An 11,818-nucleotide genomic window follows, 5' to 3' on the forward strand; every position below is an offset into this window, starting at 1 on the left:
TGTACGGGCTTTTCCCCGCCGCCGGGCGCTAAAAAAAGGAGCAGTCATGGATCTGGAACAGTGGAAGAGCATTCTGGACACGGAGCTTCAGAACCAGGAGGCTCCCATGCTCACCCTGCTGGAGGATTTGGTGAGCATGGACTCCCCCACGGCCCATGCGCAAGGGGTCAACCAGGTGGGTGAGCGTCTGGCCGCCTGGTTAGGCGAAGCCGGTTTTCTGGTCAGCCGCCTGCCCAAGCCGCCCATTCCCGACGACGAAGCCTGGCAAAAAGATTTGGGCGACGTTTTCATGGCCGGGACGCACGCGCCCGAGGCCGGTCCCGGCATTGCCTTCATCGGGCATATGGACACGGTTTTTCCCGTGGGCACCGCGGCGGCGCGGCCCTTCCGCCTAGACAGGGCTGCGGACCGCGCCACTGGGCCGGGCGTGGCGGACATGAAGGCCGGGCTTGTGGCCATGCTTTTCGCCGCGCGAGCCCTGAAGCGCAGCGGTCTGCTCCCCTGCCCGTTGACCCTGATGTTCTCGCCCGACGAAGAACTGGGGTCGCCCACGGCATCCCAGGCTCTGGCCGCGAAGCTTCCCGGCGCTCTGGCCGTAATCTGCGCCGAACCGGGCGGCGAAGGCGGCAAGGTGACCCTTTCCCGTAAAGGATCGGGACATATGCACTTGAAAATTCAGGGTAAGGCCGCGCACGCGGGGCGCAATTATGAGGATGGCGCTTCGGCCGTGATTGAACTGGCGCACAAAATTCTGGGCATCAACGCCTTCTTGGATCTGCCGCGCGGGCTGACCGTGAACACCGGCCTGATCAGCGGCGGCATTTCGGCCAATTCCGTGGCGCCCTCAGCCGAGGCCCGCATCCATCTGACCTACCGCACCCTGGAGGATGGCCAGCGCGTTGTGGCGGGCATCCGCGCTCTCGCGGCAAAGCCGGTAGTGCCCGGCACCATTGCGCGCGTCAGCGGCGGACTGCGCCTCTATCCTCTGGAACGCAGTCCGCAGGGCGACGCCCTTTTCAAACTGGTTCAAGAGGCCGGAGAAACACTGGGCCTGCGCCTTTCCGGCCAGCACTACGAGAGCGCCGCCGAATCCGGCTTCTGCTCCAGCGCGCTGGGCGTCCCCACTATCTGCTGCATGGGCCCCGAGGGGGAGAACATCCACAGCGCACAGGAATATATGCTGCCCTCCACGCTCGTGCCGCGCTGCAAACTCATGGCCCTGAGCGCGCTTCAGGCGGCAAAGGCCTTCGGCCGGTAGCGTCTATTCAGAGCGGCCCCACTCTCTTCAATGCAAACAGAGAGGATAAAAGCTCCACTGCTACAGACTACCTGTAACAGTTATCTTATATTGCACTAATCCGCCTTTTTCGTGCGGCTGTGCCATAGCGCGATTTTGCCGCTCACGTACTCAAGTATCTGAGCGGCAAAATCGCGCTATGGCACAGCCGCACGAAGCAATCATCAATTTTACAAAAATTCCGCCCTCCTGACTCCTCGCTCACATACAGACTGCGCCGGTTCCATTTACCGGGATCAAAAAAATTAAACGACGTCCGCCCTGGACGCACACCTGAAAAACCTTGCCAGCCACCCGGAACTTGGATAAAAGTGATCCTCCAAAGCCTTATTTATTCCCCCTCCGGTGCGAACCGGTTCAGCCACAAGGAGAGCAAAATGTCGTATGTGCAGCGAGTGATGGACAGTCTGAAAGAAAAATACGCCTATGAACCTGTATTCTTACAGGCTGTTCAAGAAGTGTTGCAGAGCCTGCAGCCGGTACTGGACAAGAACAAAAAATATGAGCAGTACAAGATTCTCGAGCGCATGGTGGAGCCCGAACGCAGCATTGCTTTCCGCGTGGAATGGGTTGACGACAAAGGCGAAGTGCAGGTCAACCGGGGGTATCGCGTGCAGTACAACTCCGCTATCGGCCCCTACAAGGGGGGCCTGCGCCTGCACCCCAGCGTAAATCTGGGCATTCTCAAGTTTCTGGGCTTTGAGCAGGTCTTCAAGAATTCCCTCACCGGACTGGCCATCGGCGGCGGCAAAGGCGGCTCGGACTTTGATCCCAAGGGCAAGTCCGAAATGGAAGTCATGCGCTTCTGCCAGGCCTTTATGACGGAACTGTACCGCTACATCGGCGCCACCATCGATGTGCCCGCCGGGGATATCGGTGTGGGCGGCCGCGAAGTGGGCTTCCTCTTCGGGCAGTACAAACGCCTGACCAAGAGCTATGAGGGCGTGCTCACCGGCAAGAATCTGCTTTTCGGCGGCTCCCTGGCCCGCACCGAAGCCACCGGCTACGGCGCGGTCTACTTCGCCCAGAGCATGCTGGAAGACCACAAGGAAGACCTGGCGGGCAAAATCTGCGTGGTTTCCGGCGCGGGCAACGTGGCCACCTATTGCTGCGAAAAACTGTTACAGATAGGGGCCAAGCCGGTCACCGTGTCCGATTCGCGCGGCATGATCCACGATCCTGACGGCATCAGGCTGGATATGCTGAAGCAGGTCAAGGAAGTGGAGCGCGCCTCCCTGACCCGCTACGCCGAGCTTGTTTCCTCAGCTAAGTATACCCCGGTGAGCGACTATCCTCAGGGTCGTAACGCCGTGTGGTCCGTGCCCTGCTTCGCCGCTTTCCCCTGCGCCACCCAGAACGAGCTCAATCTGGCCGACGCCGAAACCCTGCTGGGCAACGGCTGCCAATGCGTGGCCGAAGGGGCCAACATGCCCTCCACACTGGACGCCGTGCACGCCTTCCTCAAGGCGGGCATCGCCTACGGTCCGGCCAAGGCCGCCAATGCCGGCGGCGTGGCCACCAGCCAGTTGGAAATGGCCCAGAACGCCAGCATGCAGAGCTGGAGCTTTGAAACTGTGGATAACAAGCTGAAGCAGATTATGACCAACATCTACAAGAACGCCGCCGCCACAGCCGTTGAATTCGGTCAGCCCGGCAATCTTGTGATGGGCGCCAATATCGCCGGTTTCCGCAAGGTGGCCGACGCCATGCTGGCTCAGGGCATCTGCTAGAACGGTTTCAAAACGGACGTGCGTTAATCCGCCCGTGCATCCAAAAACGCCAAAAGCCGTCCGGCATCTGCCGGACGGCTTTTTCCTTTCGCACTAATTCGACCGCCTCACCAGCAATCATTGTGAATTCTGTCCGCGCGGAAGCGGTCCGCTTCAGCAAAGGGCTGAGCGGGATGACCCAGCACCACCAGACTCAGGGGCATGACATTACCGGGCAGATGCAGAATCTCGCGCACCGGCTGCACGCGTTCCTCCACCGGATGCAGGCCGCACCAGACCGAACCGATATTGCGGGCGCGCGCGGCCAGCATGAGGTTCTGCGTGGCGGCGGCGCAATCCTGCACCCAGAAGCCGGGCGTTTTTTCCTCATTGAGATCCGCGCAGACCACAATCACCAGCGGCGCGTCTGCGGCCATTTTGGCATAGGGGTGCCGCTCGGCCAGAGCCGCACGCACCTTGGAATCGCGCACCGCCACAAAGTGCCAGGGCTGCCGGTTGCTGGCGCTGGGGGCCAGCATGGCGGCCTTGAGCATGATGTTCAGATCCTCGTCGCTGACGTCTTCCTGCGTATATTTGCGGATGCTGCGCCGGGTGAACAGGGCTTCAAAAATATCCATGACTGTTTCTCCTCATCTAAAAAAGCTCTTTTTTTCAAAATATGCCCAATGCCCCGGAAAGTAAAAGGTCGGGCCGGACGGGCAGCCGCGCCATCTTGCGCGGGCGGGCGGCCAATGCTATTTTGAATAGCTTGGAGGCCGCATGGAAGTTCCCTTTCTCTACGAAATCGTTATTATTTTTCTGCTCTCCATTGTCGTCACCATTGTCTGCAACCGCCTCAAACTACCCGCTACGGTGGGCTTTCTACTTACCGGCGTGCTCTGCGGCCCGTCCCTTCTGGGTATTGTCAGTAACCGCGAGGCCATTGACCAGGTGGCGGACATCGGCGTGGCCATGCTGCTGTTCACCATCGGCATGGAACTTTCGGGCGACGCCCTGAGTCGCCTCAAACGGCCCGTCTTTCTGGGCGGCAGTCTGCAGATCGGCTTGACAGTTCTGGCCGTCACGGGTCTGGCCGTCCTGGAGGGCATTTCCTATCAGAAAGGAATTTTCTGGGGCTGCCTGGTGGCCCTTTCCTCCTCGGCCATCGTGCTGCGCATCCTGCAGGAGCGTGGAAGCAGCAATACGCCCACCGGCCGCCTTTCTCTGGCTATTCTGGTCTTTCAGGACATCATGGTGGCCCCCATGCTGCTCTGCGTGCCCCTGCTGGCCGGCACACTGAATCTCTCACTGGAAAACGCGCTCTTTTCCGTCCTCTGGGTGGCGCTGGCCTTGGGCGGCGTGCTGCTTTTCGCCCGTTTCGGGCTGGACCGGCTGATGGAAGCGGTCATGCGCACCCGCACCCGTGAAATTCTGCTCCTCACCACCCTGGGCCTGTGCATGGGCATGGCCCTGCTGACCAGCGCCCTGGGCCTCTCCCTTTCCTTGGGAGCCTTTCTGGCCGGCCTGCTGCTGGCCCGTTCGCAATACAGCATGAGCGTCATCTCCGGCATTTTGCCCTACCGCGACGTGTTCATGAGTCTTTTTTTCATTTCCGTGGGCATGATGCTCAATGTGGATTTTTTCGGCCAGCATTTCTTCAGCATCATTCTGAGCACCCTGTTGTTCATTGCCATCAAAAGCCTGCTGACCCTGCCCGCCGTGCTGATTCAGGGCTATCCGTTGCGCGCGGCCATCATTACCTCCCTTTCCCTGGCGCAGGTGGGCGAATTCGCCTTTGTGCTGGCCGCATCCGGCCTTGAAGCCGGCCTGTTCGACATGACCGCCTATCAGAATTTCCTGGCCGTAAGCGTATTGACCATGATGCTCACGCCCGGCCTGATCGCCATAGCCCCGCGTCTGGCCAACCGGGTCGCGGGATGGCGTAATGAGAAACAGTTGGAGGATGCAAAAGAGTCTAACAGCGAAAGCTGCCCGCTGGAAGATCATCTGATCATCGTGGGCTTCGGCATCAGCGGCAAGCATCTGGCCCATGTGGCGCACGAGTCGGGCATTCCCTACACTATTCTGGAAATGAATCCCGAGACAGTGCACCGCTATCACGGCAAGGAGCCCATTTCCCACGGCGACGCCACCCAGCCTGTGGTGCTGGAGCATCTGGGCGTGGAAAAGGCGCGGGTGCTCGCGATTATCATTTCCGATCCGGCCGCGGTGCGGGCTATTACTATTGAGGCGCGCAGGCTCAATCCCAATCTGTATATCGTGGCCCGGACCCGTTTTGTGACCGAGGTGGCCCCGTTGCGCCGTCTGGGGGCCAACGACGTGATCGCCGAGGAATTTGAAACCTCCATCGAGGTCTTCAGCCGCGTACTCACCCAGTATCTGGTGCCCCGGCAGGATATCGACGCCTTTGCCGCGCGTATCCGCCAGATGAACTACCGGATGATCCGCCGCATGAGTAACGCGGTGGATCCCCTGGATGAAGTGGTCAGCCGCCTGCCGGACATGGGCGTACAGGCCATGCGTCTGGGGGCGGATTCGCCGCTGTGCGGGCTGCCCCTGTCCCGGAGCGGCCTGCGGCCCAAGTATGGCGTGACTGTGGTGGCCATTCACCGTCAGGGCGAAATCCATGCCTCGCCGGAACCGCAGAGCTGCCTTGAGGCCGACGATATTATTTATCTTTTCGGCAGAACCGACAAACTATACGCCGTCAAGCCGCTCTTCTCCGGTTCGCTGAAGGAAAACGCCGCGCCGTCCAAAAGTGCTGAGGCCTCCATATAAAGCACTACGGTTTCGGCGGCGCAAGCGCCTCCGTTCCGGAATCCCGCCCCGGCGCAAGCGGCGGCTGAAAGACCACAAAGTGCGGCGTTTCTTCTACCATCCGCCACTCGCGGCGCACCCGTTGCGGCACGGAATAACCCGCGCGGTCATAGGCGTCAGCCTTGCGTGTGTCCAGTTGGTCCCGTTCCATGAACACCGTGAGTTTTTTATCCAGCAGTTCCTGGTACAGGGCGTCCACTTCGGCGTTGATCTCCCAGTCAATGAGCCAGTCCGATCCGTAAACCGGCCTGTCGTTATTGAGGTAATAGCTGAAGGAAAAACCGGGCATGGTTTTGTAGTCCGGCCCGTACTTGGTCCGCAGGGTTTTGAGTTCGGCCAGTCTGGCGTACATTTCCGCATCCACCAGTACGCCCCCGGCCTTGGGATAAATATCACCGGCATCCATGTTCAGCGCGGCGCGGGGCATGGGCCGCACCGGAAAAACATAGGGATACTGATAGCCTACGCCGAACATCAGCAGGCCGGCCAGCAGAGTTGTCCAGGCCAGAACGCGCGCGTTGCCGCCCAGACGGACATGCACCAGCAGAAAAGAAAAGATCAGGGGCACGGCGAAAAAAGCCGGAATTTTATAGCCGCCGCTGATCGCCACGGACCAGGCCGCCAGCAGACCCGCGCCCAGCCCCACGGAGGCCCGCCAGCGGGGATGCGGCGTCACGGCGTCGCGCAGCCAGGGCGTCAGGAAAACCTGCGGAAAAAGCACGCACAGGCCACCCAGCAGCATGAACAGCGTGGGCCAGGACAGGCCGTAGCCGATCCAGGTCTGGCTGCGCAGCACTTCCCGGATATACCAGACCGCCAGCAGCGCCAGATAGATATAGGCGGGCCGCAAGGCGGCGGGCAAAGGTTTCTGTAGCAGTTTTGCCGCCAGCCAGGGCAGAACTGCCAGACCGGGCAGCCACCAGCTCTGGCGCAGATAGATGAAAATGCCCGCGTCCAGGGCTTCGCGGATATCCAGCTGTCCGGTGGTCATCCGCGAAAAGGCGGACAGCGCCCCCGCATTATACAGCAGACCATAGACCAGGACCATAAGCCCCAGCCAGGCGGCCAGACAGTATACGACTTCGCGCCGCCAGGGCCGGGTCAGCCAGATCAGCAGGGCCACGGCCGGAGGAACCAGCAAAAAGGACTGTTTGCAGAGCATGGCGCAAGCCGCCAGCAACCCGGCGACAGCGGGCCAGCCGCTCACGGCGGCCCACAAGGCCCCGCCTGCGAAAAGAATGCCGTCCACCGTATGCCAGGGCATGTGCGGGAAACTGTGCACGCCCCAGACAAACCCGCAGGTAGCCAGCAGAGGCAGCGGCAGACCCAGCGCCTCCAGGCGGAAGAGCCTGTTCAGAAAAAGCGCCGCGAACCAGGAGGCCGCCAGCATGCCGGCCACAAAACCGGCCTTTCCGGCCAGCACATTGACGCTCTCCGGCGTGAGCCACATCCAGAACGCATGCCAGTACAAGGGCAGCGCAGGCTTGATGTAGTAAAAATCCCGATACGGCACCTGCCCTTCCAGAATGCGCCAGGCATAACCGTAAAAATAGCCGAAATCCGTGGTGTCCATGCCGTAGGGCGTGTAGAACAGCAGATAGGCCAGGGGCGTCAGTACGGCAGCGGCCCAAGCCCAGCCGCGTTGTTGTTTGTCAGTCATCTGCGCCATTGCGTCTTGTTCCTTTTACAGCGGAGTTCGCTGTCGCGCGGCGTATCACAGGCCCGGCCCGCTGGCAAGGCGGATGGAGCATGGCACAACCGAAAACATCGGCATGTCCGCTTGCGCATTTTGCAAGAGCCAGCTAAGGTCGTAAACCACAATTCTGGAAACCGGGCCGCCGACGCTGCCGGAGAGCTCACACAACGCCATGAGTTTGGCGGGTTTTGCCATGCCTGACGACATATATTTGCGTACCCTCTTGGCCAACGCCAAAAATATCGCCATCTTGGGCGCCAACGATACGCCCGGTCGACCGGTGGACCGCGTAGGCCGCTATCTGCTGGGCCGGGGCTACACCGTGTGGCCTGTGCATCCCGCGCGCCGCACGGCCTGGGGGCTGACGGTTTTTCCTGATCTGGCCTCTCTGCCCGGCCCGGTGGACATTGTTGACGTCTTCCGCGCGCCGCAGTATTGCCCGGAGCACGCGCGCGAAGTGCTGGCCCTGCCCTGGCGGCCCAAAGTCTTCTGGATGCAGTCGGGCATTGCCTCGCCCGAGGCGCGGAAACTGCTTGAGGCGACGGGCGTGGCCGTGGTGGAAGACGCCTGCCTGATGGTAGAGCATGCCCGCCTGTTGGGAAATGCGGCGGACAACAAGCATAAGGTTGGTTGACCCATGGCTTCCGAGAGCACGGAAACTGTGTTTCAATGCCGCATGTGCGGCCACTGCTGTGAAGGTCGCGGCGGCATTGTGGTCAGTCCCGCCGACCTCACGCGTCTTTCCGCCTTTCTGCAGCTTGCGCCGGAAGAGGTCGTCACGCGCTATGGCGAACACTCGGGCGGCAAACTCAAAATCCGCACGGGCGCGGATGGTCGCTGCATCTTCTTCAAGGAAGGACAGGGTTGCGGCGTGCATGAAGGCAAGCCCGCCATCTGCCGGGCCTGGCCTTTTTTCAGGGGCAATCTCGAAGATCCCGCAAGTCTGGCTCTGGCCAAAGATTTCTGCCCCGGCATCGACCCACGGGTGACTCACGCCGTCTTCGCCCGACAGGGCCTCGCCTATCTGCGGGAAGAAGGCTTGCTGGCCCATGACCCCTCCTGTGAAGCCAACGCGCTGATCCTCAAGTAACCTACGATGCGACGCCGCCCCCGCCAGCTCTCAGTCAAGGAATGCTACGAGATCCTCAAGGTCGACAAGGGCGCCGATCTTCAGACCGTCAAGCGGGCCTACCGCCGTCGCGCCTTTGAGCTGCACCCGGATCTGAACCCCGGCAATCCCGACGCCAGCCGCCAGTTCCAATTGCTCAGCGAGGCCTACGTGGCCCTTTCGGCAGTGCTCAAGCCCGCCGAAGACGCCCGGCGGAAAGACGAGAGCCGCCGCGCGGCATCCACCGCCCAGGCGACTGATGCACCCCATCCGGAAGACCGGACGGCCCCCGGCGATGCGACCGGACAGCGGCGGGAAGAAAACCGGGAACAAACGGCGCAGAAAACCGGGAGCGCCAAAAAGACGCGGGCTGCGGGCACCGCTTCGACCCAAAACGCGGAACAGAACACAGCCTCGCAAACAGCCGGGCAGGCGGCTTCCGGCCCTTCAAACGGCGCGCAGGCCGGGCCGCAAGGCGACGCTCCATCCGGCCAGGATCAGACAGGACCGACGGAGCAACAGGCCGGAAACGCCACAAATGCCTATGCCGAACAGGATGTGCTGCGGGATCTGCTCAATGATCCTTTTGCCCGGCGCGTCTTTGAGGATATTTACAGTGAGCTGAGCCGCCAGCAGGCCGATCAGCAACAGGGGGAGGCGTCCGGAAACGCGACCCAGCCCCGCCAGTCGGCGAATCAGGAAAAGAAAACCACCAAGCTCCATCAGGGGAATCTGGCCTGGGGCACTCCCAAGTGGAATCTGGACTTCAACAAGGGCGTCAAGGGCGTGGTCAAGGACTGGCTGCGCCGCCAGATCGACGAAGAGCAAAGCCTGACCCTGCCCGCCGCCCGGCTCGCCCCGGGCAGACGCGTGCGTCTGCAAATCCGCCGTGGCCTTTCCGGCGAATTGCGTACAGTGGAAATCACCCTGCCGCCGGATTTCGCGGTGGGCAAGCCCGTGCGCCTGCGCGGTCTGGGCAAACGCGTAGGCCCCTGGCAGGGTGACCTTTATCTCACCCTGTACAATGAGTAGACCTACAGCGGCTCTTCCGCAACGCTGAAATTGAACTCCCCGCGTTCCTCGCCCCCCACCACATAGCGCAGACGTTCCCTGACCGCGTTGCCCGCGTCGAAAGTCAGCACCACGGGCTTTCTGGAATACAGTTCCCGCGGCCCGTTGACATACTCCACAGCGGTGATGATCAGCTCGTCGTCCGGCTGGCAGGTGCGCGCCGCGGCGCCGTTGAGAATGCAGCAGCGGGAACCGGCCTCGCCGTAGATCACATAGGTGGAAATGCGCTGTCCGCTGTTCTTGTTCCAGATATTGACGAATTCCAGAGGATAGATGCCCGCCAAAGCGCACTGCTCCGGATCAAGGGTGATGGAACCGTGATAATCCAACACGCAGCCGGTCACATGAATGCCGTGCAGTTTGGCCCGCAGTATCTGAAGCATGTTCTCCGCCTTTGGCTTGAACGTCCCGCGCGAAAACGCCGCGAGAGCGCGCTCTGAAAAAGGCCGCGTAACGCGGCCTGGGAAATTGGGGAAATATTTCTGTCAGTTTCCGGAGGGACAACGGCGGGCGCTGTGCTCAATAGGCCCGGATGTATTCATCCATATTGTCGGCGGAACAGTTGCGGCTGACCCAGAAGGCCGAAGCCCATACCATCAGGGCCGTGGCCTGGGTGTCGTCCAGAGCCTTGAGTTTGGATTCCAGACTGGATTTGCTGGCACCGTGGCGCAGATGGACGTTGTTGACGTCGCAGGCGTCCGTCACCCGCAGCAGCAGATAGGACAGACGGGTGTGATCGGGCATCAGCTTCATGTCCTTGTGGGCTTCCACGATGGTTTTCAGTTCGGCCGCGCTGAACATGTGCTTGATGCTGGTAATGGCCCGGAAAAAGGTATCCACGGCCCACGGCAGAATAAATTCCGCGCCGGCGCTCTTGGTGCGGAAATAATCTTTGAGCCAGCGTTCCTGATCGTCATTGATGCGTGCTGCGACCTGCGGCATGGATGCCCCCGATACTTACGTGCGGCCCGGCCTGAAACCGGGTATCATTACGGTGTTGTGCGCCATCTGCTTCTTTAGGGGCTACACTACCTTGCAGAAAAATTCAAGACATGATCTAGACATCATTCCAGAAACATTCCAGGCGCATCCCGCCCGCGCGGCGGGCACGGACAAAGGTGGACCGACGCGCAAGATTCTGAGGAGGAAGAATGACGCCACGAGCGGAAGGGAGAGGAGAGGACGATTCTTATGCGTTCAAAACCGCCCTGCTGCGCATGCACGCCGCCACAATGCTTTTCGGCCTGTCCGGCATTTTCGGCAAGCTCTGTGCCTGCTCGCCGGCCATGCTGGTCTGCGGCCGCGCTCTTTTCGCCGCGGGCGCGCTGGGCCTGCTCTGTCTGGTGCGGCGCCATGCGCCCTGGCACGGAGTGCGCGCACAGGATCTGGCGGGTCTGGGCCTGAGCGGCATGCTGCTCACCGCCCATTTCGTCACCTTCTTCATGGGCGTTCAACTGGGCGGCGTGGCCGTGGGCACACTGGGTTTCGCCTGCTTTCCGGCCTTCACCACCCTGTTTGAGGCTCTGGCCTACCGCGAAAAACCCAGCTGCCGCGAATACGCAGGGCTGGCTCTGATCAGTTGCGGCCTGCTCCTGGTTACGCCCTCTTTTTCCCTGGCGGACACGGCCACCCGCGGACTTTTCTGGGGCGTGATCTCCGCCGCTGTATACGCCCTGGTGGCTATCGCCAACCGGCGCAACGCCGTCAGCATGACCGGCACGCAGGCCTGCTGGTGGCAGAACATGGTCATCATCGCCTGTCTGCTGCCCTTCACCGCCACGCAATTTCCGACTGTTTCCGGCCCGGACTGGCTCTGGATCGCCTGCCTTGGTCTGCTCTGCACGGCTCTGGCCTACAGTCTCTACGTGGGTAGCCTGGCCGCGCTCAAGGCCCGGCGGGCGGCCATGATCATCAGCCTTGAGCCGGTCTACGCCATCCTGGCGGCCTGGCTGCTGTTCGGCGACGCGCCGGGTTTGCGCATGATCGCGGGCGGTCTGCTGATCGTGGGCACAGTATTGCGCATGAACCGGGCGTAAGGCCGGGACGTTTCCAGGCTTTCCCCGGCAAACCGTGGAGCTTTGGCTTTCCAGCAAGGAAAA

The 11,818-nt window shown here is 61.4% G+C and carries 11 protein-coding genes; 7 read left to right on the top strand and 4 right to left on the bottom strand.

Translation table 11 applies throughout. The annotated features are described in order from the left end of the window. Nucleotides 1–46: 46 nt before the first annotated feature. Both FYJ44_RS00085 and gdhA read left to right on the top strand, forming a co-directional pair. Nucleotides 47–1,258, top strand: a complete 1,212-nt coding sequence (locus FYJ44_RS00085) for a M20 family metallopeptidase (RefSeq protein WP_154508138.1) — start codon at nucleotides 47–49, stop codon at nucleotides 1,256–1,258. Nucleotides 1,259–1,674: 416 nt separating this feature from the next. Further along, complete coding sequence (gene gdhA / locus FYJ44_RS00090; protein WP_154508139.1) at nucleotides 1,675–3,027, top strand: NADP-specific glutamate dehydrogenase; 1,353 nt, start codon at nucleotides 1,675–1,677, stop codon at nucleotides 3,025–3,027. A gap of 107 nt (nucleotides 3,028–3,134) precedes the next feature. Here the strand turns inward: gdhA and FYJ44_RS00095 are convergent, their stop codons facing one another. After that, nucleotides 3,135–3,644 carry a nitroreductase family protein gene (locus FYJ44_RS00095; RefSeq protein WP_154508140.1) on the bottom strand — a complete coding sequence of 170 codons (510 nt, stop codon included), beginning with the start codon at nucleotides 3,642–3,644 and terminating at the stop codon, nucleotides 3,135–3,137. A gap of 142 nt (nucleotides 3,645–3,786) precedes the next feature. Here FYJ44_RS00095 and FYJ44_RS00100 point away from each other — a divergent pair, with 142 nt between their 5' ends. Beyond that, complete coding sequence (locus tag FYJ44_RS00100; RefSeq protein WP_154508141.1) at nucleotides 3,787–5,805, top strand: monovalent cation:proton antiporter family protein; 2,019 nt, start codon at nucleotides 3,787–3,789, stop codon at nucleotides 5,803–5,805. 4 nt (nucleotides 5,806–5,809) lie between these two features. Here FYJ44_RS00100 and FYJ44_RS00105 read toward each other — a convergent pair whose 3' ends face one another. Further along, on the bottom strand, nucleotides 5,810–7,513 hold the full coding sequence (locus tag FYJ44_RS00105) for an ArnT family glycosyltransferase (protein WP_154508142.1): 1,704 nt from the start codon (nucleotides 7,511–7,513) through the stop codon (nucleotides 5,810–5,812). Nucleotides 7,514–7,733: 220 nt separating this feature from the next. On the opposite strand from FYJ44_RS00105, the gene FYJ44_RS00115 reads away from it, so the two are divergent. From FYJ44_RS00115 to FYJ44_RS00125, 3 genes are read left to right on the top strand one after another with little or no spacing between them, the layout of a single operon-like run. Further along, complete coding sequence (locus FYJ44_RS00115; RefSeq protein ID WP_154508144.1) at nucleotides 7,734–8,174, top strand: CoA-binding protein; 441 nt, start codon at nucleotides 7,734–7,736, stop codon at nucleotides 8,172–8,174. 3 nt (nucleotides 8,175–8,177) lie between these two features. Continuing rightward, nucleotides 8,178–8,630, top strand: coding sequence for a YkgJ family cysteine cluster protein (locus FYJ44_RS00120; RefSeq protein WP_154508145.1), 453 nt, complete (start codon nucleotides 8,178–8,180; stop codon nucleotides 8,628–8,630). A 6-nt stretch (nucleotides 8,631–8,636) separates the two neighbouring features. After that, nucleotides 8,637–9,680, top strand: a complete 1,044-nt coding sequence (locus FYJ44_RS00125; protein ID WP_154508146.1) for a J domain-containing protein — start codon at nucleotides 8,637–8,639, stop codon at nucleotides 9,678–9,680. A gap of 2 nt (nucleotides 9,681–9,682) precedes the next feature. Here the strand turns inward: FYJ44_RS00125 and FYJ44_RS00130 are convergent, their stop codons facing one another. Together FYJ44_RS00130 and FYJ44_RS00135 are read right to left on the bottom strand one after the other, a co-directional pair. After that, complete coding sequence (locus FYJ44_RS00130; RefSeq protein WP_154508147.1) at nucleotides 9,683–10,102, bottom strand: aspartate 1-decarboxylase; 420 nt, start codon at nucleotides 10,100–10,102, stop codon at nucleotides 9,683–9,685. 136 nt (nucleotides 10,103–10,238) lie between these two features. Beyond that, the gene (locus tag FYJ44_RS00135; RefSeq protein ID WP_154508148.1) at nucleotides 10,239–10,661 is read right to left on the bottom strand and encodes a hypothetical protein; all 423 of its coding nucleotides are present in this window, start codon (nucleotides 10,659–10,661) and stop codon (nucleotides 10,239–10,241) included. 209 nt (nucleotides 10,662–10,870) lie between these two features. Between FYJ44_RS00135 and FYJ44_RS00140 the strand changes: the two genes are divergently transcribed. Next, nucleotides 10,871–11,755, top strand: coding sequence for a DMT family transporter (locus FYJ44_RS00140; protein ID WP_154508149.1), 885 nt, complete (start codon nucleotides 10,871–10,873; stop codon nucleotides 11,753–11,755). The last annotated feature ends 63 nt before the right edge of the window (nucleotides 11,756–11,818 follow it).

Source organism: Desulfovibrio porci (assembly GCF_009696265.1).
Classification (GTDB): Bacteria; Desulfobacterota; Desulfovibrionia; order Desulfovibrionales; family Desulfovibrionaceae; genus Desulfovibrio; species Desulfovibrio porci.